Source organism: Micromonospora sp. NPDC049107 (assembly GCF_040648595.1).
Lineage (GTDB): Bacteria > Actinomycetota > Actinomycetes > Mycobacteriales > Micromonosporaceae > Micromonospora.
In genome coordinates, this window is the sequence record NZ_JBEZEC010000001.1 from 391,081 (window position 1) to 412,268 (window position 21,188).

Annotated in this window: 16 protein-coding genes; 12 read left to right on the top strand and 4 right to left on the bottom strand. The window is 72.4% G+C overall.

The features are described from left to right. Positions 1-18 precede the first annotated feature (18 nt). Complete coding sequence (locus AB0B55_RS01600) at positions 19-990, top strand: LLM class F420-dependent oxidoreductase (RefSeq protein ID WP_357169424.1); 972 nt, start codon at positions 19-21, stop codon at positions 988-990. Positions 991-1,148: 158 nt separating this feature from the next. Here the strand turns inward: AB0B55_RS01600 and AB0B55_RS01605 are convergent, their stop codons facing one another. Beyond that, complete coding sequence (locus AB0B55_RS01605) at positions 1,149-3,410, bottom strand: catalase (RefSeq protein ID WP_357169427.1); 2,262 nt, start codon at positions 3,408-3,410, stop codon at positions 1,149-1,151. Positions 3,411-3,581: 171 nt separating this feature from the next. Here AB0B55_RS01605 and AB0B55_RS01610 point away from each other — a divergent pair, with 171 nt between their 5' ends. The 10 genes from AB0B55_RS01610 (at position 3,582) to AB0B55_RS01655 (ending at position 14,943) form a co-directional block, all read left to right on the top strand. Continuing rightward, the gene (locus AB0B55_RS01610; RefSeq protein ID WP_357134667.1) at positions 3,582-4,481 is read left to right on the top strand and encodes an alpha/beta hydrolase; all 900 of its coding nucleotides are present in this window, start codon (positions 3,582-3,584) and stop codon (positions 4,479-4,481) included. A gap of 134 nt (positions 4,482-4,615) precedes the next feature. Then, the gene (locus AB0B55_RS01615; RefSeq protein WP_357134665.1) at positions 4,616-5,401 is read left to right on the top strand and encodes an ATP-binding cassette domain-containing protein; all 786 of its coding nucleotides are present in this window, start codon (positions 4,616-4,618) and stop codon (positions 5,399-5,401) included. Then, positions 5,398-6,120: an ABC transporter ATP-binding protein gene (locus AB0B55_RS01620; RefSeq protein WP_357134663.1), complete on the top strand. Its 723-nt coding sequence runs from the start codon at positions 5,398-5,400 to the stop codon at positions 6,118-6,120. Before AB0B55_RS01615 ends, AB0B55_RS01620 begins: the two co-directional genes overlap by 4 nt. A 31-nt stretch (positions 6,121-6,151) precedes the next feature. After that, the gene (locus tag AB0B55_RS01625) at positions 6,152-7,030 is read left to right on the top strand and encodes a branched-chain amino acid ABC transporter permease (RefSeq protein ID WP_357134686.1); all 879 of its coding nucleotides are present in this window, start codon (positions 6,152-6,154) and stop codon (positions 7,028-7,030) included. Further along, positions 7,027-8,139 carry a branched-chain amino acid ABC transporter permease gene (locus AB0B55_RS01630; protein WP_357134662.1) on the top strand — a complete coding sequence of 371 codons (1,113 nt, stop codon included), beginning with the start codon at positions 7,027-7,029 and terminating at the stop codon, positions 8,137-8,139. Before AB0B55_RS01625 ends, AB0B55_RS01630 begins: the two co-directional genes overlap by 4 nt. An 84-nt stretch (positions 8,140-8,223) precedes the next feature. After that, complete coding sequence (locus AB0B55_RS01635; protein ID WP_357134660.1) at positions 8,224-9,510, top strand: ABC transporter substrate-binding protein; 1,287 nt, start codon at positions 8,224-8,226, stop codon at positions 9,508-9,510. Positions 9,511-9,760: 250 nt separating this feature from the next. Beyond that, positions 9,761-10,372: a TetR/AcrR family transcriptional regulator gene (locus AB0B55_RS01640; protein WP_357134659.1), complete on the top strand. Its 612-nt coding sequence runs from the start codon at positions 9,761-9,763 to the stop codon at positions 10,370-10,372. 69 nt (positions 10,373-10,441) lie between these two features. Continuing rightward, positions 10,442-13,210: an AAA family ATPase gene (locus AB0B55_RS01645; RefSeq protein ID WP_357169430.1), complete on the top strand. Its 2,769-nt coding sequence runs from the start codon at positions 10,442-10,444 to the stop codon at positions 13,208-13,210. A gap of 89 nt (positions 13,211-13,299) precedes the next feature. After that, positions 13,300-13,764 carry a MaoC family dehydratase gene (locus AB0B55_RS01650; RefSeq protein ID WP_357134656.1) on the top strand — a complete coding sequence of 155 codons (465 nt, stop codon included), beginning with the start codon at positions 13,300-13,302 and terminating at the stop codon, positions 13,762-13,764. A gap of 612 nt (positions 13,765-14,376) precedes the next feature. Continuing rightward, positions 14,377-14,943, top strand: coding sequence for a hypothetical protein (locus AB0B55_RS01655; protein WP_357169433.1), 567 nt, complete (start codon positions 14,377-14,379; stop codon positions 14,941-14,943). A 235-nt stretch (positions 14,944-15,178) separates the two neighbouring features. Here the strand turns inward: AB0B55_RS01655 and AB0B55_RS01660 are convergent, their stop codons facing one another. From AB0B55_RS01660 to AB0B55_RS01670, 3 genes are all read right to left on the bottom strand, one after another. Then, positions 15,179-16,261, bottom strand: a complete 1,083-nt coding sequence (locus tag AB0B55_RS01660) for a cellulose binding domain-containing protein (RefSeq protein ID WP_357134684.1) — start codon at positions 16,259-16,261, stop codon at positions 15,179-15,181. Positions 16,262-16,506: 245 nt separating this feature from the next. After that, positions 16,507-17,496, bottom strand: a complete 990-nt coding sequence (locus AB0B55_RS01665) for an acetylxylan esterase (protein WP_357134654.1) — start codon at positions 17,494-17,496, stop codon at positions 16,507-16,509. A gap of 14 nt (positions 17,497-17,510) precedes the next feature. After that, positions 17,511-18,551 carry a LacI family DNA-binding transcriptional regulator gene (locus AB0B55_RS01670; protein ID WP_357169436.1) on the bottom strand — a complete coding sequence of 347 codons (1,041 nt, stop codon included), beginning with the start codon at positions 18,549-18,551 and terminating at the stop codon, positions 17,511-17,513. A 248-nt stretch (positions 18,552-18,799) separates the two neighbouring features. Between AB0B55_RS01670 and AB0B55_RS01675 the strand changes: the two genes are divergently transcribed. Continuing rightward, positions 18,800-21,181: a glycoside hydrolase family 3 N-terminal domain-containing protein gene (locus tag AB0B55_RS01675; protein WP_357169440.1), complete on the top strand. Its 2,382-nt coding sequence runs from the start codon at positions 18,800-18,802 to the stop codon at positions 21,179-21,181. Positions 21,182-21,188 lie beyond the last annotated feature (7 nt).

Genomic DNA, 21,188 nt, shown 5'->3' on the forward strand with positions numbered 1-21,188 from the left:
GATTGTCATGATCCGGTAATGGACTCCGCCAGTTCGTCGGAGCGGGACCACCACCATCGTGCCGACGACGCGTTGGGAACCCGGGGAGCGCTACTAGGCTCGATCGCGGAGGTGCCGAACATGAAGCTCGGTCTGCACTACTGGAACTTTTCGACTCCCGCCGATCCGGCGGCCATCGCGCCGACCCTCAGCGAGGCGGCGACCATCGCCGAACAGGCCGGAGTGGCCTCGTTCACGGTCATGGACCACTTCTTCCAGATGGAGGCGCTGGCGCCGGCCGAGGAGCCGATGCTGGAGGCGTACACCACGTTGGGTTACGTCGCGGCGCAGACCCGGCGGATGACGCTGGGTGTACTGGTCACCGGTGTGATGTACCGCTATCCGGGGCTGCTGGCCAAGACCGTGACGACCCTCGACGTGCTCTCCGGCGGCCGGGCCCGGCTCGGCATCGGGGCGTCCTGGTACGAGCGGGAGCAGCGGGGACTGGGCGTGCCCGTGGTGCCGGTCGCCGAGCGGTTCGAGCGACTGGAGGAGACGCTGCGGATCTGCAAGCAGATGTGGAGTGACGACGATGGGCCGTTCGACGGGCGGCACTACCAGCTCACGGAGACGATTAACTCGCCGCAGCCGCTGCGCCGTCCGCATCCGCCCATCATGATCGGCGGCAGCGGCGAGAAGAAGACACTGCTGCTGGTCGCCAGGTACGCCGACGCCTGCAACCTGTTCGGCACGGGCGCCGAGGGGATCGCGCACAAGCTGGACGTGCTGCGCGGGCACTGCGCCGCCGAGGGCCGCGACTACGACAGCATCGAGAAAACCGTGCTGGCCAGCAAGCCGCCGCTGGAGGATCTCGACGCGTTCCTCGCCGAGGTGTCCGACTACGCCGCGCTCGGCGTCACCGAGGTGCAGGTCACGCCGGACCGGCACCCCGTGGAGTTCGCCCGGCGGCTCGGCGACGAGGTGCTGCCGCGGCTGGCCGACATCGGCTGAGTCGGGCGCGGTCGTGATCGACACCAGTTCAGCGAAGTGGGGGCATCTGCCGGCCCGGTTACCGCCAGATGGGCGATGTCGCGTCGATCAAGCCCCGTCCACGACGACGAGGGCCGCCCGCCCGTCGAAGCGGGGGGACGGCCCTCGTCGACGTCGGATCAACCGACCGAGGCGGGGAACCTGTCCCAGACCCGGTGCGCGGCCATCAGCCGCCGCACCCCGGTCAGCGCCTCGACGCCGGAGCCGGCGGCCACGATGCCGGGGGTGCCGGCCACCCCGGCCTGCTCCAGCACGCTGACACCGGCGCCCCACGCGCCGATCGCCTTGGCGTGCCGCCAGCACTCCTCGACGAGGAGCAGCACGCGCGGGTCGACGGTCGCCGCGTCCGGCCGACCGGCCTTGGCGTCGCGGGCGGGCAGCGCGTCGGGCGCGGGCACCGGGGCCCCGGCCAGCAGGAGCGCGTCGAACTCGACCGACCGGCCGGTGGCGAAGGTCCGCTGGACCGTCAGGTCGCCCACCAGGCCACCGTGTGGGGCGATCAGCAGCGGCACCATGCCGGCGTCGAAGACGGCCCGACGGACCTCGTCGACGTCGTTCAGGTCACCGTCGGGGTCGACGACGATCCCGACAGTGCGACCGTCGGCCGGCCACTCCCCGCCGACCTGCGACAGGGCCGGGCTCGGCGTGACGTCGACGGGCGTCACCGTGGGCTGCGGCGCGGGCAGCCCCAGGCCGGTGGCCACCTGCTCGCACAGCACCGGGTCGATGTTGGCGAGGCACCGCAGCTGGCGTTCCTTGATCGCCTGGTGGTAGCACTTGCCCAGCTCGAAGGTGTACGCCCGGATGATGTGCTCCCGCTCGACCGGCGACATGCTCAGCCAGAACAGTCGTACCTGGCTGTAGTGGTCGTCGAACGACGCGGGGCTCGCGCGGACCTTGGGCGCCTGCGCCACCGTCACCGGCACGTCGACGAAGGCGTGCTCGGCGTCCCCGGCTTCGAAGGGGTTGCCGCCGTCGAGGGAGTTCGGCCGGTACGGCGCCACCCCGGCGTGCACGGCGTGCTGGTGGAAGCCGTCACGCAGCATGTCGTTGACCGCCGCGTGCGGACGGTTGATCGGGATCTGCGTGAAGTTCGGCCCGCCGAGGCGGGTGAGCTGCGTGTCGACGTACGAGAAGAGTCGCCCCTGCAGCAGCGGATCGTTCGTGACGTCGATGCCCGGCGGCAGGTGGCCGAGGTGGAAGGCGACCTGCTCGGTCTCGGCGAAGAAGTTCGTCGGCGTCCGGTTGAGGACCAGCCGGCCGACCGGCTGCACCTGCGCCAACTCCTCCGGGACGATCTTGGTGGCGTCGAGCAGGTCGATGCCGGCGAAGGTCTCCTCGGGAGTGTCGGGGAAGACCTGGATGCCGAGTTCCCACTCGGGGAACGCGCCCGCCTCGATCGCGTCGTAGAGGTCCCGACGGTGGAAGTCGGGGTCGATGCCGCCGAGCATCTGCGCCTCCTCCCAGGTCAGGGAGTGCACGCCGAGCTTCGGCTTCCAGTGGAACTTGACCAGCACCGTCTCCCCGGCCTCGTTGACCAGGCGGAAGGTGTGTACGCCGAAGCCCTCCATGGTCCGGTACGAGCGCGGGATGCCCCGGTCGGACATGTTCCAGATGGTGTGGTGCTGCGCCTCGGTGTGCAGCGACACGAAGTCCCAGAATGTGTCGTGCGCGCTCTGCGCCTGGGGGATCTCCCGGTCCGGGTGCGGCTTCGCCGCGTGGATGATGTCGGGAAACTTGATGGCGTCCTGGATGAAGAAGACCGGCATGTTGTTGCCGACCAGGTCGAAGGTGCCCTCGTCGGTGTAGAACTTGGTGGCGAAGCCCCGGGTGTCCCGGACGGTGTCGGCCGAGCCGCGCGATCCGAGGACGGTGGAGAACCGGACGAAGACCTCCGTCTCCCGACCCTTCTTCAGGAAGCCGGCCCTCGTGACCGCCTCGGCGGTGCCGTACGCGGTGAACACCCCGTGCGCGCCCGCGCCCCGCGCGTGCACCACGCGCTCCGGGATGCGCTCGTGGTCGAAGTGCGTGATCTTCTCGCGTAGGTGGTGGTCCTGGAGCAGGACCGGTCCCCGGGGGCCGGCCTTGAGCGAGTGGTCGGTGGCGCGCAGCCGGGCCCCGTTCGCCGTGGTGAGGTACGCCCCCTGCTGGCCGTTCGCGGTCGTCGGCGCGCCGGTCTCGACGCCGGTGGGCGTACGCGTCTGCGGCGCGCCCTGTTCGGTCTTGGGCGGCAGCGGATCGTGCGGCGAGGTCGGCTCCTCGACGGTGGGCGGCGCGCTGCCAGGTGCGCCCGGCACGTCCGGGGTGAGGGCGTCGGCGATCTTATCGGAGGCGGTCTTAACGACGTTCTTGACCGCCTCGGCGGGCTTGCTGGAATCCACTGGGCGAACCTCTCGCTGGAGCGTTTGGGCTGGCCCCTGCACCCCTACCCCTGCCTTGAGGGGCGAAACGCACGATAAATCCGGGACTGGTGATTTCACCGATGCGCCGCCCGACCCGGGCAAATGACACTGACGAACGTCGATATTCCTCGACTCTAGGGAGTGCCCGACGTGTCGTCACCAACCACCACCCGTCCCCGTTCCCTGCCCGCCCGAGCCGCCCGGCTCGCGCTGGCCGCCACCCTGCTCGTCGCCGGTGTCCTCGTCGGACCGACGGGTGCCGCACAGGCGGCCGGCCCCTACGACCGGGGTCCCGACCCGACCACCGCGATCCTGGAGGCCAGCCGTGGCCCCTTCGCCACCGCGTCGCAGAGCGTGTCCGCGCTGAGCGTCACCGGCTTCGGCGGCGGGGTCATCTACTACCCGACCAGCACCAGCGAGGGCACCTTCGGCGCCGTCGCCATCTCACCCGGCTACACCGCCGCCTGGTCCAGCATCAGCTGGCTCGGCCCACGGATCGCCTCGCACGGCTTCGTGGTGATCGGCATCGAGACCAACACCCGGCTCGACCAGCCGGACAGCCGGGGCCGGCAGTTGCTCGCCGCGCTGGACTACCTCACCCAGCGCAGCTCGGTGCGGAGCCGGATCGACAGCAGCCGGCTCGCGGTGGCCGGCCACTCGATGGGCGGCGGAGGCAGCCTGGAGGCGGCCTCGTCCCGACCGTCGTTGCAGGCCGCGGTGCCCCTCGCGCCCTGGAACACGGACAAGAGCTGGTCCGAGCTGCGCGTGCCGACGCTGATCATCGGTGGCGAGAGCGACACCGTCGCGCCGGTCGCCACGCACTCGGTCCCGTTCTACAACAGCATTCCGTCCTCGGCCGAGAAGGCCTACCTGGAGTTGAACGGGGCCAGCCACTTCTTCCCGCAGACGGTCAACACCCCGACGGCGCGGCAGATGGTGGCCTGGCTCAAGCGGTTCGTCGACGACGACACCCGCTACGAGCAGTTCCTCTGCCCTGGCCCCACCGGGTCGCAGATCGAGGAGTACCGCAACACCTGCCCGAGCGCCTGAGCGCGCGCCTCCGGGACGGTCGCCCCACGGCGGCCGTCCCGGCCGTTCGGGCGTATCGAGGGGTCTTGACGCGATCACCGAGAAACGTACACTGCGAGTGTAAATAACACCCGCCACGGCAGAGGGATGGGTGCATGGAGCGCGGCCTCGAACTGCACGACATCGGCGTCCGTTTCGGCGGCCTCACCGCCCTCGACCACGTCTCGCTCCGGGTGCCACCCTCCCGGGTGGTCGGCGTGATCGGGCCCAACGGCGCCGGCAAGACCACCCTGTTCAACGTGGTCTGCGGCTTCGTCACACCGCAGACGGGTTCGCTCACCCTCGACGGTCGACCGCTGCGCCCCCAACCCCACCGGCTGACCCGCCTCGGCATCGCCCGAACCCTCCAGGGGACCGGGCTCTTCGCGGGGCTCAGTGTGGTGGAGAACGTGATGGCCGGCGCATCCCACACCGCCCGTGCGGGTTTCGCGGCGGCGCTGTTCGGGTTGCCCCGCAGCGACCGCGACGAGCGCCGGCTGCGCCGACACGCCCTGGACGTCCTCGACGAGCTGGGCATCGCCGAGCACGCCGAGGCCGCGCCGGGCACGCTTCCTTTCGCCGTACGCCAGCGGGTCGCCCTGGCCCGCGCGCTCGCCGCGCGACCGCGGCTGCTGCTGCTCGACGAACCCGCCGGCGGCCTCGGCGCGGACGACATCGCCGAGCTGGCGGACCTGATCCGGCGGCTGCCCCGGCGGGACGTCGACCCGTGCGCGGTGCTGCTCGTCGAGCACCACATGGACCTGGTGATGAACGTCTGCGACGAGATCGTGGTCCTCGACTTCGGCCGGGTGATCGCCACCGGGCCGCCGGACGAGATCCGCGACGACACGGCGGTCACCGACGCCTACCTCGGGGCCCTCGTCGAGGAGCCCACACCATGAGCGCGCCGGATCTGCTCGTGGTCCGGGGGCTGGTGGCCGGTTACGGGGCCGCGCCGGTGCTGCGGGCCGTCGACCTCACCGTGCCGGCCGGCACCATCGCCGCCGTCGTCGGCGCCAACGGCGCCGGCAAGACGACGCTGCTGCGGGCGCTCTCTGGGATGATCCGGCCGGCCGCCGGCCAGGTCGTCCTCGCCGGGGAGGACCTGCGGGGTACGCCGGTGGAACAGCTCGTACGGCGCGGGATGGCGCACGTCCCGGAGGGTCGGGGCGTGATCGGCGAGCTGACGGTCGATGAGAACCTGCGGCTCGGTGGGCTGTGGCGACGCGACCGGGCGGACGCCGGCCGCGCCCTCGACGAGGTCTACGAGCTGTTCGAGCCCCTCGCGCGGCGTCGTCGTCACCTCGGCCACCAGCTCTCCGGAGGCGAACGGCAGATGCTCGCGCTCGGCCGGGCGCTGGTCGGGCGGCCGCGCCTGCTGCTGCTGGACGAGCCGTCGCTGGGCCTGGCGCCCCGGGTGGTCGCCCGGATCATGGCCCTGCTGCGCCAGTTGCGCGACCGGACCGGCCTGACCGTGCTGCTGGTCGAGCAGAACGTGCGCAGCGCGCTCGCCGTCGCCGACCAGGGCGTCGTGATGTCCCTCGGCCAGGTGGTGATCGCCGCCCCGGCGGCGACGCTGCGCGACGACGTCGACCTGCGCCACGCGTACCTCGGTTTCTGACCAACACCGGATGTCCCTGGAGGGAGAACAGTTGGACCGCTTCGTCTTCCTCACCGTCGACGGTCTGTCCCGGGGCGCGGTGTACGCCGCGTTCGCGCTCGCGCTGGTGCTCATCTGGCGGGCCGCGCGGGTCGTGAACTTCGCCCAGGGCGCGATGGCCGTCGCCGCCGCGTACGTCGCGTACTCGGTGTCCGCCGCGACGGGCGTCTACTGGCTCGGCTTCGTCGTCGCGATCGTCGCCGGCCTGCTGCTCGGCGCGCTGGTGGACCGGGTCGTGATGCGGCACGTGGACCACGCGTCACCGCTCAACCCGGTCATCGTCGCGCTCGGTCTGGTGCTGCTGATCCAGGCGGTGCTGGGCATGGTGTACGGCAACGAGTTCCGCCCCGCCGAGGTCCCGTTCAGCCGGTCCGCCCTCACCGTCGGCGGGATCGCCGTGCTGTCGCCGTACGACCTGTTCGTCTTCGCCACGATCGCCGTGGTGGTCAGCGGGCTGGGCTGGATGTTCGCCCGTACCTCGATCGGGTTGCGGATGCGCGCGGCGGCGTTCGCGCCGGAGGTCTCCCGACTGCTCGGGGTGAACGTCGGCGGCATGTTGACGCTCGGCTGGGCGTTGGCCTCGGGCGTGGGCGCGCTCGCCGCGATGCTGGTCATCCCCACCGAGCTGGGCCTGCACCCGCACGCCATGGACCTGGTGTTCGTCTCGGCGTTCACCGCGGCGGTGGTGGGTGGGCTGGACAGTCCACCGGGGGCGGTCGTCGGCGGCCTCGCGGTGGGGCTGCTGCTCTCCTACGTGAGCGGGTACGCCGGCAGCGACCTCACCCCGCTGGCGGTGCTCGTCCTGCTGCTGGCGGTGCTGCTGGTGCGGCCCGGCGGGCTGTTCGCCCCGGTCGTGGCGAGGCGGGTGTGAGCGCGACCCGGGCGGCCCTGCCGCCGAAGCACCGGCCGGCCGACGCCGGTGACCGCCCGCCCGAGCCGCGACGGGGCTCCACCCTGCTGCGGCACCTGGCCGTTGCGCTCGCCGTGGGGGCGCTGCTGGTGGCGGTCAGCTACGCCGTCGAGCCGTTCCGCAACTTCCAGCTCGCCACGATCGCGGCGTACCTCTGCGCCACCGCCGGGTTGACCGTCCTCACCGGGCTCAACGGGCAGCTGTCGTTGGGGCACGGGGCGTTGATGGCGACCGGGGCGTACACGGTGGCGCTGTGCCAGAACGCGTTCCTGGACCGGGGGTGGACCGGCGGCTGGTTGTTGGCGCTGTCGCTGCTCGCGGCGGTGCTGGGCACGGTCGTGGTCGGCGCGGTGGTCGGTGTGGCGGCGGCCCGGCTGCGCGGCCCCTACCTGGCCGGGGTGACGCTCGCCGTGGCCGTCGTCGTGCCGGCGTTGGCCGTCACCTTCGACGGCGTCCTGGGCGGTGAGCAGGGGCTGTCGGTGCCGGTGGAGCCGCCGCCGCTGGCGCTCGGCCCCTACTTCCCGTACGAGCGGTGGCAGCTCTGGGTCTGCGGCGCCGCCACGCTGCTGGCGCTGCTGCTGCTGGCGAACCTGGTCCGCAGCCGGTACGGGCGGACCTTCCGGGCCGTTCGCGACGACGAGGTGGCGGCCCGACTGGCGGGCATCCACGTGTCCCGTACCCAGGTTCTCGCGTTCGTGGTCAGCGCCGCGACCGCGGGGCTCGGCGGTGGCCTGCTCGCGGTGCTGGCGCAGAGCGTGTCACCCGGGGCGTTCTCGCTGACGCTGTCGCTGTTCCTGCTGATGGCCGTGGTCATCGGCGGTCTCGGTCGCCTCGCCGGCGCGCTCTGGGGGGCCGTGCTGCTGGTCGCCCTGCCCGATCTCACCCATTCCGTGACCGAGCTGCTCACCCTCTCGCCAGCGGTGGCGCAGCGACTGGAGGGCAACCTTCCGCTGGCGATCTTCGGCATCACGTTGATCGTCGTGATGATCGCCGCGCCCGGCGGCGTGCAGGGTCTGCTGGCCCGCCTCGGTCGGGCGCTGCTGGCCCGCTGGCCGGCGCGACGTTCCTGAGCTGTCCCCGGCCCGGCCTCCGCCGGGCGCTCCACCCACCACACCGCTCCCACCCAACCGGACCGAGAAAGGTCGGTGTCTCCCATGCACCCTACGGCGCGACGCGGTCTCGCGATCGCCAGCTCCATCGTTCTGCTCATCGCCGCCGCTGGCTGTGGCGGCGACGACGGTCCCGCCTCCGGCGGGAGGTCGGTGCCGGGGGTCACCGACACCGAGATCGTCGTCGGCACCCACATGCCGCTCACCGGGCCGGCCTCGGCCGGCTACTCCAAGATCGCGCCGGCGACGAAGGCGTACTTCGACTACGTCAACGCCAACGGCGGCGTGCACGGCCGGAAGATCACCTACAAGGTCATGGACGACGGCTACAACCCCGCGAACACCCAGCAGGTGGTACGCCAGCTCGTGTTGCAGGACAAGGTCTTCGCCATCCTCAACGGCCTCGGCACGCCGACCCACAGCGGCGTGCTCGACTTCCTCAAGAGCAACCGGGTGCCGGACCTCTTCGTCGCCTCCGGCAGCCGGAGCTGGGACCAGCCCGACACCTATCCCGGCACGTTCGGCTTCAACCCGGACTACACCGTCGAGGGCAAGATCCTCGCCAACTACGCGAAGTCGAACCTGGCCGGCCAGAAGGTCTGCTTCCTCGGTCAGGACGACGACTTCGGCCGCGACAGCCTGGCCGGCGTGGAGAAGGTCCTCGGCGCTCAGGCGGTGGCGGTCAAGCAGACGTACGTCACCAGCAACACCAACGTCGCCCCGCAGATCGGCGCGTTCAAGGCGGCCGGCTGTCAGGTCGTCGTGCTGGCGACCGTGCCCGGCTTCACCGCGCTGTCCATCGGCACCGCCGCGCGGTTGGGCTTCAAGCCACAGTGGCTGGTGTCCAACGTCGGCGCCGACCAGCCGACCCTGGCCAAGCAGCTCGGCGCGGCCGCGCCGCTGTTGGAGGGCATGGTCGGCACCAACTACCTGCCGATGCAGAACGACACCGCGAACCCGTGGATCCAGCTCTTCACGAAGATCAACAAGTCGCACAACGGGGACGCGCCGTTCGACGGCAACACCGTCTACGGCATGTCCGTCGGCTACCTGTTCGTGCAGGTGCTGCTCGCCGCCGGCAAGGACGTCACCCGTGAGAAGGTCGTCGACGCGGTCGAGAAGGGTGGCTTCCAGGGGCCCGGTCTCGCGCCGTTGCGCTTCGCCGCCGACGACCACTCCGGCTACGGCGGGCAGCGGTTGAGCCGGGTGAGCGGGGGAGTCCAGAGCTACTTCGGGCCCACCTACGAGACCGACGAGCGCGACGGGCCGGTCAAGGAGTACACGGCCGCGCCGGTCGCGCCGCCCGCGAACGGGGTGCCGACCGCCTCCTGACCCGCGGCATCTGGTCGTACGGCCCGGGGGTGACCACGTCCGGGCCGTACGACCCTGCGCGGGGGTGCGCGGCGGTCACCGCTGGCGGGCGTTGACCGATACCGAACAGCTCTCATACTATTTGCACCGTGAATGCAATCCGGCCGGCCCGGATGACGCCGCCCACGCGTACGCGCAGTGTCCCGATCATCGCCTGTCTAGACTCGTCGCAGAGCCGGACGACACCGTGGCGGTGAGAGGGCGGGGGCGGATGAACAGGGTCGAGACGCCGGCGCGGGTCGACGGACGGACGGCCCGTGCCGAACGCACCCGGGCGGCCATCGTCGAGGCGCACCTGGCGCTCATCACCGAGGGTGACCTGCGGCCCACCGGCGAGCGGATCGCCGAACGGGCCGGCATCTCGCTGCGGACGCTCTGGACCAACTTCAAGGACATGGAGACGCTCTTCGAGGCCAGTGGCGCGGAGGTGCTGCGGCAGCAGGACGCCGCCTACCGGCCGATCTCGACGACATTGCCGCTGGCCAAGCGGGTCGACGCGTACTGCCGGCAGCGGGCGCGACTGCTCCAGCTCATCGCGCCGTCGGCACGGGCCGCGCAGATGCGCGAGCCGGTCTCCGAGCAGTTGCGCCGCAACCGCGTCAAGCACGTCGACCGGGTCCGCGACGAGGTCGAGCAGCTCTTCGCCGCCGAGTTGGCGCGCGCCGGGCGCGAGCGCGGCCAACTGCTCAACGCGGTGGTGGCGGCGAGCATGTGGCCGGCCTGGTCGATGTTGCGCTACGGCCTCGGTCTGGGGGTGGACGCGGCCCGCGCGGTGATGACCCGGACGGTGGGCGCGCTGTTGGCCGAGGTCGCGGCCGACTGATCCCGGCCTGTCCTCTTTCCATCCGCTTCCGGATGAGTGACACTGAGACGCATGGTTGCTGCATCACGAGTGCAAATAACTGTGCTGCGCGGCCGGGACGACCAGTGCGCGGCCGTCCGGAGCCTGCTGGATGGCGTCACCGACGGTGGCGGCGCTCTGCTGCTGCACGGCGAGCCGGGGTCGGGTCGGACCGCGCTGATCTCCTACGCGCACCGGTACGCGAAGGACTGCGCGGTCCTGGCCGCGACCGGGCTGCCCGAGGAGGCGATGCTGCCGTACGCCGGCCTGCAACGCCTGCTCGACCCGGTGCGCGACCGCGCGACCGCCCTGCCCGAGGAGCGCCGCCGCCTGCTGTACCGGGTCATGGACGGGGAGGGCTGCCCACCCGAGCGCCGGCTGGCCCTGTCGGTGGCCGTCCTCGGGCTGCTCGCCGCGACCGCCCGGGAGCGTCCGCTGCTCGCCACGATGGACGACGTGGACCGGGGCGACCCGCAGACCACGCAGGTGCTCGCGGTCGTTGCCCGCCGGCTGCGGCGGCTGCCGGTCGTCGTCCTGCTCACCGCGGACGCCACCGCCACCGTCGACGGACTCGTGACCCACCGACTGGCCCCGCTGAACGAGCGGGACTGCATCGCCGTCCTCACCGACCGACTGTCCGAGCGGCCCGCCGCTCCGGTCGCCGCCATGCTCGCCGAGGTCGGCGGCGGCAACCCGCAGGCGCTCGTGGACCTCGCCGACGTACTCACCCCGGCGCAGTGGCGCGGGGAGGAACCGCTTCCGGTCGCGCCGCCGGCCGACGGCGCGCTGGGGCGCTCCTACCGGGCCCGTCTCGACCGGCTGCCGCCGGACACGCGTCGGATGCTGCTGCTCGCCGCGCTCGACGAGTCGGACGACGCGGCGACCCTGGTCCGCGCGGCCGACGCCGCCGGCATGGTCATCGAGGCGCTCGCCCCGGCCGAGGCCGCCGGGCTGGTCCGCGTCGATTCGGCAGGCGTCACCTTCGCCCAGCCCCTGGCCCGCGCGATGGTGGCGGCCGCCGCCCCGCTCGCGCAGCGCCGGGCCGCACACCGGCTGCTCGCGGGCGTACTCGATCCGCTCGGCCAGCGGTTACGCCGGGCGATGCACCTCGCCGACGCGACCGCGGGCGCCGATCCGGCCCTCGCCGCCGAGTTGGAGCGGGCGGCGGCCGGTGGGCGCAACGGCTGGGCCGTTGCGTCGGCGGCGCTGTGCCGGGCCGCCGCGCTCAGCGACCGCCCCGACGACGCCGCCGCCCGCCTGCTCGCGGCTGCCCGCTACGCCTGGGCCGGCGGACAACCCGGCCAGGCCCGCCTGCTGCTCGACCGTCTCCGCGCGACCTGCGCGGACCCGCTCGTCGAGGGCGAGGCCGGGCTGTTGCGCGGCGAGATCGACCTGCGCTGCGACGACGCGCCCGGCGCGGCGGCCACCCTGCTGTCCGCCGCGCGGACGGTGGCCGCCGCCGACCGCGCCCGAGCCATGCAGGGGCTCGCGCGCGCCGGTGAGGCCGTCTGCTTCGCCGGCGACCAGTACCGGTACGCGGAGGTCGGCCGGCGTGCCGACGCGCTCCGCCGGCGTGACGACCCGCCGGCCGTGGAGTTGACCGGATGCCTCGTCACCGGGGTGGCGGCCACGCTGCGCGGCGATCACGAGCGAGCCGGGCCCGCGCTGCGGCGGGCCGTCGTGCTGGGTGGCCGCCTCGCCGGGCCGGAGCTGACCCCGACCGCGCTCGCCTGCGCGGCGGCGGCCGGACTGGTGGTGGCCGTGGACGGCGCCGCGCACCGCCTCGCCGAACGCGCCGTCGGGTTGGCGCGCGAGCACGGCGAGCTGTCCATGCTGTCCCGCGCGTTGGAGCTGCGGGCGGTCGCCGAGTACTGGCTGGGCCGGCACGAGACGGCCGCCGAGACCTCCCGCGAAGGGCTGCGGGTGGCGCGGGCCACCGGGCAGTTCAACTGCGCCGACGTCCACCTGGGGATGCTCGCCGTGCTGGCCGCCGTACGCGCCGACCGCGAGAGCAGCCTGCGGCGGATCCGGGAGATTGGTACGACGTCGACACCGGGCAGCCGACCGCACGCGCTCGCCGGCTGGGCGCTGGCCGTGCTGGACCTCGTCGACGGTCGGCACGCCGAGGCGGCGACCCGCCTCGCGTCCCTGGCCCGGCTCGGTACCGGTCGGGGCCAGGTGCTCGTCCAGGTGATGGCCACCCCGTACCTGGTGGAGGCCGCCGCGCACCTGCCGCACCGGCCGGCGGCGACCGCCGCCCTCGCCGCCTTCGACAGGTGGGCGAGCAGCACCGCGAGCCCGCTGCGCCGGGCGCTGTCGGCCCGGTGCCACGCGCTGTTGGCGACCCGGGGCGGCGTCGAGTCCGAGCGCGAGTTCCGGACGGCGCTGCGGTTGCACCCGACGGAGGCCGGCGTGTTCGAACGGGCCCGGACCGAGCTGCTCTTCGGCCAGGACCTGCGGCGCAGCCGGCGACCACGGGACGCCCGGGAGCACCTGCACCGCGCCCGGGAGGCGTTCACCCTGCTCGGGGTCGGTCGCTGGGCCGAGCTGGCCACGGCCGAGCTGCGCGCCGCCGGGGAGTCGGTCGGGCCGCCGGATCTGCCGGCGGCCCGACTGCTGACCGGTCAACAGCTCCGGATCGCCCGACTCGTCGCCGAGGGTGCCACCAACCGGGAGATCGCCGCCCGGATGTTCCTGTCCACCCGGACGGTCGACCACCACCTGCGCAACGTCTTCCACCGGCTCGGGATCCGCTCCCGCACCGAGCTGGCCCGCGCGTTCGCCACCGAACAGCACGCCGGTCTCGCCTCCGAACGCTGAGCGCCGCCACGGCGTCATCGGGTCTGGACGGCGTTAACTATCACCGCTAGTTTGTGCGTCAGGCACCCTCCAGCACTAAGGACACCCGCATGCGCGTCTTCACCTCCGTCGACGAGCTGACCGCCGCGGTCGGCGAGACCCTCGGCCCCGGCCCCTGGCAGCGGATCGAGCAGGACCGCGTGAACCTGTTCGCCGACGCGACCGACGACCACCAGTGGATCCACATCGACCCGGAACGCGCGGCGGCCGGACCCTTCGGCGCCCCGATCGCGCACGGCTTTCTCACGCTGTCGTTGGTGCCGGCCCTGGCCGGCCAGCTCTACCGCGTCGAGGGCGTCGCGATGGGCGTCAACTACGGGCTGAACCGGGTGCGCTTTCCCGCGCCGCTGCGGGTCGGCGCGGCCGTACGCGCCAGCGCGGTCATCGCCGAGGTGTCGCCGGTCAGCGGTGGGGTGCAGCTGGTCACGGCGGTGACGGTCAACAGCGATGGTGGCGACAAGCCCGTCTGCGTCGCCGAGACGGTGAGCCGCCTCTACCGTGCGGCGACCCGCTGAGCGGTCGGCCGTCGGTCGTATCGAACAGGCAGCCGGCGGCCGGCGGTGACCCCCGGTCACCTCGGTAGGGGCGGATGCCTCCTTGAGCGTGATGCCACAGAGTCATCTTGATGCCCCTGTGGCATCACGCTCAACAGCACATCGACACGGCGGTCAGCCACAGCGGACGATCAGCGCCCGGGGCGCCCCTAGTGCGCGTCGGAGCATGCCAAGCCAGGCACAAGGGCGCTAGCCTCGACATGGTGGCCCGGCGGTGTAGTAGCCGGCGGTGCCGCCATTGCCGTCCGCTATTGGGAGCACCGCCATGACGGCCCACGTCGACCCACGCTTCGGCGCCACCCTCCGGCAACTTAGTGAGCAGGCTGGCCTGTCCCTGCGGGCACTCGCCCAGCTCACCCACCGCGGCAAGAGCTGCCGCGACCTCGGACAGATCGTCGGCCGCCACGGCCCCGGCCACCCGATGCCGCCGCCACATGCTGCAAATAGGCACGACCTCCGACAGCTACCAGGGGTGACGGACGCTCCGCACCAGCGCGCACGGTCGGCGGCAGATCCGGATGCCGGATCAGGGCTTGTCCGTCGGCGTTGACGCCGCCCGACGATAATGGCGAGATGCTTGCGACCAACGCCTGGTGGAACGCGATCGACCCGCAGTTACTGAAGCAGTTAGACGACTTGCTGTGCACGCGTCGACTGATCCAGGCGGTCGTCCTCCTGCGCCAGGAAGGCGGACTGCAACCGCCGCCCGGCCTGTACGAGGCGCAGGATCTTCTGATCGAGCGACGCGCCGAACTGGACCGGCAGGGTCTCCTCGAGCCCGAGCCACCGCCACCGACGACCGCGCAGCTGATCGAGAAGGCGGACGCCATCGCCGCACCAATCCTCGCCGTCGAAGCCTTTTGGGACGGCGACACACAGGGCTGGTTCGTCGTCCTGGTGGCGATCGTGAGCCGACCGGGCCGACACCACGACCGCTTCGATGAGGTGCCGTTGACGGTGCTACGACACGGCGGAGACATCCGCCTGTTCACCGGGCAGGTACCGCCGTGGCCGGAGGCACAACAGGCGATCGAGCAGGGCCAGGCTGTCGCGCGACATGCCGGCGTGCCGTTCCACTTCACCAACCCGGAAGCGCCGGACGTCGACCTGCCGCGCTGGTGGGACACACAACCCAGCTGACAGGCACACACCGCACCTTCGGCCGTCACCGGAGATCCGAGATACGGGCGGGACCGTGCACGCTCATCGGCAGATCCGGACGCTGGCGCGTCGACCACATGCCTCCGTATGCATGCTGGGGTGGCGTCCAATGGTCCGACCACCCGACTCCAGCCGCGCCCCTGAGCCACCCGTGCTTGCGAGGGCGGCGAGAAGCTCTTCTCGCCGCCCCCGCGTTCCTTGTCCGGGGCGTGTGTCAGGCGACCGTGCAGGCGGTGCCGTTGAGCGTGAAGGCGGTCGGCTTGCCGGCGTTGCCGGTGTGGGTGGCCTGGAAGCCGATGTCGACCGATGTGTTCGCGGCGATCGTGCCGTTGTAGGAGACGTTGCGGGCGGTCACCGCGCCGCTGGTCGGGGAGTAGTCCGCGTTCCAGCCCCCGGTGATGGTCTGTCCACTCGGCAGCGTGAACCCTAGGGCCCAGCCGGTTATCGCGCTGCTGCTCGTGTTGGTCACCGAGACGGCCGCGGTGAGCCCGTTGTTCCAGGCGTTGACCGTGTACGTGACCCGGCAGCCCGCCGCCGGCGGCGGCGTGGTGGGCGGGGGAGTGGTCGGCGGCGGGGTCGTCGGCGGGGGCGTGGTCGGCGGCGGCGTGGTCGGTGGGGGAGTCGTGGGCGGCGGGGTGGTCGGCGTGTCCCCGCCGATGCTGCCGGGAACCGCGCGCAGGGCGTCGTACCAGGCGACGGCCATCTTGCGGTAGCCCGTGGCGTTCGGGTGCACGCCGTCGGCCAGGTCGCTGAGCGTCAACGCGCGGTACATGTCGACCAGGTGGACGCGCTTACCGGCCGCGGCCCGGGTCTGCACGATCCCCGGGATCGCCGCGTTGTAGCCCCGGACCACGTTGTCCGCGCCGGACTTCGGGATGATCGTCGCCACGAACACGTCCGCGTTCGGCGCGGTGTTGGTGATGCGGTCGACCAGGGTGGCCAGCCGGCCGGGCGCTCCGGAGGTGTCGCCGTACATGTCGTTGGTGCCGATGTGCAGCAGCACGGTGCGCGGGTTGGTGGCGCGCAGCCAGTTGACGATGTTGGCGTCGATCTGCGCGATGGTCCAACCGGAGTGGCCCTCGTGGTCGTGGTCACCGAGGCTGGACGGGCCGTTGAACATCGAGCCGACGAAGTCGATCCGGTAGCCGCCGGACGCGAACCGTTGCCAGAGTTCGATCCGGTAGCCACCCGCGACGTTGAAGCCGTCGGTGATCGAGTCGCCGAGGGGCATGACGCGTACCCCGCCGTTGGATTCGGCGCTCGCGGGCGCGGTCGCCACCGGTACGGCGGCGGTCATGGCCGCGACGGCGGCCAGCGCCGCCCACCACAACCGGGCCCGGCGGGGCCTCGGGGTCGTCGCGGGCCTGTCGGGTGTCGGGGGTACGGGTTTACCAAGGGTCACAGGGCTCATGGGGCTTCCTCGGGTGATGGGACGACGACCAGGAACCCGGACGTCGGGATGTGCCCTTCACCCCGCCCGGACGCACCATAGCTTGTTATCGCTAACACCGGCAACGCATCGACCGCCGACCATGGGTACGGTCAACTCGCGAGCGTCGCGGCGAGCCAGCGCAGTTGCCGCCGGACGTGCAGGGCCTCGCCACTCTCGTGACCGTTGAACGGGTACACGTGCATCTCCCGCCGTGGCGCGTCGGGTCGGCCGGTCGCGGCGCCGTACTGGTTGTAGGCCGCGAAGCCGGTGCTCGGCGGGCACACGGTGTCGCGCAAACCGATGCCGAAGTGCGCCGGCGCGGTGGCCCGCCGGGCGAAGGTCACCCCGTCGACGTAGGACAGCGTGCGCCGGACCGCGGCCTCGGCCTCCCGGTGCACCGCCAGGTACCGGGCGATCTCACCGTACGGCGAGGCGTCGCTGAGCTCGATGGCGTGCTGGACGTCGCAGAGGAACGGCGCGGTGATCAGCGCCGCCGCGAGATCGTCGACCAGGCCGGCGACGGCCAGCGCCACGCCCCCGCCCTGGCTGTTGCCGAGCAGGGCGACCTGGCCCGCGTCCACTCCGGGCAGGGCGCGCACCGCCTCGACGGCCCGGACGGCGTCCGTGATCAGACGGCGGTAGTGGTAGTCGTACGGGTCGAGGATTCCCCAGGTCGCCGGCCAGGGCCCGCCGGGCGCGCCGTGCCGGTCGGCGGTGTCCCCGGCGGCGTACAGCCCGGACTGGCCTCGGTTGTCCATCAACAGGTGCGCGTACCCGGCCGCCGGCCAGACCAGCCGCTCGTGTGGCAGACCACGGCCGCGCCCGTAGCCGGCGTACTCCACCACGGCGGGCAGCGGTCCGGGTACGCCCGCCGGGCGGGTGAACCAGGCCCGTACCTCGTCGCCGTCGAAGCCGGCGAACGTGACGTCCCAGGTGTCGAGCACGCGCAGGTCGGTGGGCTCGGGACGGACGTCGACGAGTACCGGCCGGGCGGCGGCAGCGGCGAGGGTGTCACCCCAGAACCGGTCGAAGTCCTCCGGCTCGGTGACGGTGGGGGAGTATCGCTCGAGCTCGTCGAGGCGCACAGCGGCGTCGGGCACGGGTCCTCGCAGGGTCAGCGGGGTGGGGCGGGGGGCGCGGTGCTCTCCCGGACGACCAGTTCGGTCACCAGGTCGATCCGGCTGGTCGCCGGCTCGGTGCCGGCGGACAGGTCGAGCAGCATCTGGGTGGCGATGCCGGCCATGTCGCGCAGCGGCTGGTTGATCGTCGTGAGGGGCGGGTCCGTCCAGGTGGCGAGCGGCAGGTTGTCGTACCCGATCACCGAAAGGTCCTCGGGGACGCGCAGGCCGCACCGGCGTGCGGCCCGGAGCACCCCCATCGCCTGGATGTCCGAACCGGCGAAGATCGCGGTGGGTCGGTCCGGTCGTTGCAGCAGTTGGAGGCTGTGGGTGTGCCCGGTGCCGGCGGAGAAGCTGCCGAAGCGGACCAGCTCGCGGTCGAGGGTCAACCCGGCCTCGTCGTGCGCGGACTGGAAGCCGGCCGCCCGGGCCCGGCTGCAGAGCATGTCGGGCGGCCCGGAGATGACCGCGATCCGCTGGTGTCCCAGCTCGATCAGGTGCCGGGCGGCGAGCAGGCCGCCGTTGAAGTTGTTCGAGCCGACCGTGGGCACGGACGCCGAGGTCGCGCTGTCGGTGTCGATCACGACGAACGGTACGCCCTGACGCCGCAGGAGCTGCTGTTGCGCGTCGCTGAGGTGACAGAGGACGAACAGCACGCCCAGCGGACGCTGACCCAGCAGGGTGTCGAGCCATCGCGACGCCGGGCGGTGCGCGCCACCGAGCTGGGATACGGCGAGACTGATCCCGGCGACGCTCGTCACCGCCTCGACCCCGCGCATCACCTCCATCGCCCAACCGGTGTCGAACTCGTGGAAGACGAGGTCGATCCGACGGGTGGCGGAGGATGAACGCCGGCTGCGGCGCTGGTACTGGTGGCGGTCGAGACTCGCCTCGACCCGGGCTCTGGTGCCGGGGGAGACGTCCTCGCGGCCATTGAGGACCTTGGAGACCGTCGCGACCGACACTCCGACGTCGTGGGCGATCGTCGCGATGGTGGTGGTGGAGCCGGGTGGGCCGAGCGGGTGGTGCTCTGTCATCGCAGCCTCATACCGCATCCGAAAGTTTCGGAGGACACTAACACGATCAGCCGACGATTCCCGTCGATGCAGCTGAGCGCGCTGGTAGGCATCCCACGACACATCGAAACTCTTGACAGGTCCAGGCGGCGGACTTAGGTTGCCGAAAAGGTTGCTCTGGTTTCCGGAAAGTTTCGGATTGTGGAACCGCGCGCCACCAACCGGTCCCACGACGGCGCGGTTCGTGGCCGGAGCTAAGGGGTCTCGGCATGAGAAGTCAGCAGCCCGTCGACAGCGAATCGGCGTCGCGCGACGCCGCACCGTGGCGCGACACCCGGCTGTCGCCGGCCGACCGGGCCGAGGCGCTGCTCGCGGTGATGTCCGTCGAGGAGAAGGTCGCCCAGCTCTTCGGGGTCTGGGTCGGCGCCGACGCGTCCGGCCAGGGCGTCGCGCCGCACCAGTCCGACATGGTCGCCAACACCCCGTCGTGGGACACGATCATCCGGTACGGCCTGGGTCAGCTCACCCGCCCGTTCGGCACCGCGCCGGTCGACCCGGTGCTCGGCGCCCGTTCGCTCGCCGCCTCCCAGGAACAGATCGTGGCCGCCAGCCGGTTCGGCATCCCGGCCCAGGTGCACGAGGAGTGCCTGACCGGGTTCGCGGCCTTCAAGGCCACCGTCTACCCGACCCCACTGGGCTGGGGCGCCTCGTTCCACCCCGAGCTGGTCGAGGAGATGGCCGGTCGGATCGGCGCGTCGATGCGCGCCGCCGGCGTACACCAGGGGCTCGCGCCCGTCCTCGACGTCACCCGCGACTACCGCTGGGGCCGCACCGAGGAGACGATCGGGGAGGACCCGTACCTGGTCGGAACGACCGGCGCGGCGTACGTGCGGGGCCTGGAGAACGCCGGCCTCGTCGCCACCCTGAAGCACTTCGCCGGCTACTCGGCCTCCCGGGGCGGACGCAACCTCGCCCCGGTGTCGATGGGCCGCCGCGAACTGGCCGACCACATCCTGCCGCCGTTCGAGATGGCGCTACGACTCGGTGGCGCCCGCTCGGTGATGAACTCCTACGCCGAGATCGACGGCATGCCCGCCGCCGCCGACGAACACCTGCTGACCGGGCTGCTGCGCGACGAGTGGGGCTTCACCGGCATCGTGGTCGCCGACTACTTCGCCGTACGGTTCCTCGAGACCCTGCACGGTGTCGCCGGGAACGCCGTCGACGCCGCCCGCCTCGCCCTGCGCGCCGGCATCGACGTGGAACTGCCCACCGTGGACGCTTTCGGTGACGCGCTGGTCCAGGCGGTGCACGCCGGCGAGGTCGACGCGGCGCTGATCGACCGGGCGGTGCGCCGGGTGCTCATCCAGAAGATCGACATCGGCCTGCTCGACGAGGACTGGCGGGCCCTGCCCGACGACGTCGCGGCCCTGCGCCTCGACGACGAGGCCGGCCGGGACGTCGCCGTACGCCTGGCCCGCGAGTCCGTCGTGCTGCTGCGCAACACCGGCGTGCTGCCGCTGCCCGTCGCGACCCGGGTCGCCCTGGTGGGTCCGCTCGCCGACGACCCGATGGCGATGCTCGGCTGCTACACCTTCCCCAACCACGTCGGCGTCAACCACCCCGACCACGGCCTCGGGGTGGAGATCCGCACGTTGCGCGACGAGCTGGCCCGCCGCGTCCCGCTGCTGGTCCACGAGCCGGGCTGCGCCGTCACCGGCGAGGACGCGTCCGGCATCCCGGCGGCGGTCACCGCGGCGACCAACGCGGACGTGTGCGTGCTCGCCGTCGGGGACCGGGCGGGGATGTTCGGCCGGGGCACCTCCGGCGAGGGCTGCGACGCCGCCGACCTGCGGCTGCCCGGCGTGCAGGCGGACCTGGTCCGGGCCGTTCTCGCCACCGGTACCCCGGTGGTGCTGGTGCTGCTGACCGGTCGCCCGTACGCGCTCGGCCCGGAGTTCGACCCGGCGGCGGCCGTGGTGCAGGCGTTCTTCCCCGGCCAACTCGGCGGGCAGGCGCTCGCGGAGGTGCTCACCGGCGCGGTGAACCCGTCCGGGCGGCTGCCGGTCAGCGTGCCCCGTGACGCGGGTGGGCTGCCGGGCACCTACCTGTCGCCGCCGCTCGGGCGTCGCAACAAGGTGTCCTCGATCGACCCGACCCCGGCGTACCCGTTCGGTCACGGCCTGAGCTACACCACCTTCGAGTGGTCCGACGCGACCGTCGTGGGTGCGACGCGGGACGAACCAACCCCCTGGGCGGTGGACGGCGAGGTCCAGGTGCGCGTCACCGTCGGGAACACCGGTGACCGGGCCGGCACCGAGGTGGTGCAGCTCTACCTGCACGACCCGGTGGCGCAGACCACCCGGCCGGTGCACCGGCTGGTCGGCTTCGCCCGGGTGCCGCTGGAGCCCGGAGCGCGGGCGCACGTCACCTTCGGCGTACCCGCCGACGTCACGTCGTTCACCGGTCGGTCCGGCCGGCGGGTGGTCGAGCCCGGCGCGGTCGAGCTGCGGTTCGGGCGCTCCAGCGCGGAGATCGAGGACGCCCTGCCGCTGCGGCTCACCGGTGCCGAGCGCGAGGTCGGGCACGAGCGGGACCTACTCACGTCGGTGCGGATCGAGCCGCTCGTGGCCGTTCCGCACTCCGCATAGGAGGCGA

What these genes read in the sequence shown, in the direction of transcription:
- AB0B55_RS01620 (WP_357134663.1), top strand. Translation starts at nt 5,398, where the DNA reads ATGAGCGCGCCGGATCTGCTCGTGGTCCGGGGGCTGGTGGCCGGTTAC.
- AB0B55_RS01650 (WP_357134656.1), top strand. Translation starts at nt 13,300, where the DNA reads ATGCGCGTCTTCACCTCCGTCGACGAGCTGACCGCCGCGGTCGGCGAG.
- AB0B55_RS01600 (WP_357169424.1), top strand. Translation starts at nt 19, where the DNA reads ATGGACTCCGCCAGTTCGTCGGAGCGGGACCACCACCATCGTGCCGAC.
- AB0B55_RS01660 (WP_357134684.1), bottom strand. Translation starts at nt 16,261, where the DNA reads ATGACCGCCGCCGTACCGGTGGCGACCGCGCCCGCGAGCGCCGAATCC.
- AB0B55_RS01655 (WP_357169433.1), top strand. Translation starts at nt 14,377, where the DNA reads ATGCTTGCGACCAACGCCTGGTGGAACGCGATCGACCCGCAGTTACTG.
- AB0B55_RS01615 (WP_357134665.1), top strand. Translation starts at nt 4,616, where the DNA reads ATGGAGCGCGGCCTCGAACTGCACGACATCGGCGTCCGTTTCGGCGGC.
- AB0B55_RS01675 (WP_357169440.1), top strand. Translation starts at nt 18,800, where the DNA reads ATGAGAAGTCAGCAGCCCGTCGACAGCGAATCGGCGTCGCGCGACGCC.
- AB0B55_RS01670 (WP_357169436.1), bottom strand. Translation starts at nt 18,551, where the DNA reads ATGACAGAGCACCACCCGCTCGGCCCACCCGGCTCCACCACCACCATC.
- AB0B55_RS01635 (WP_357134660.1), top strand. Translation starts at nt 8,224, where the DNA reads ATGCACCCTACGGCGCGACGCGGTCTCGCGATCGCCAGCTCCATCGTT.
- AB0B55_RS01640 (WP_357134659.1), top strand. Translation starts at nt 9,761, where the DNA reads ATGAACAGGGTCGAGACGCCGGCGCGGGTCGACGGACGGACGGCCCGT.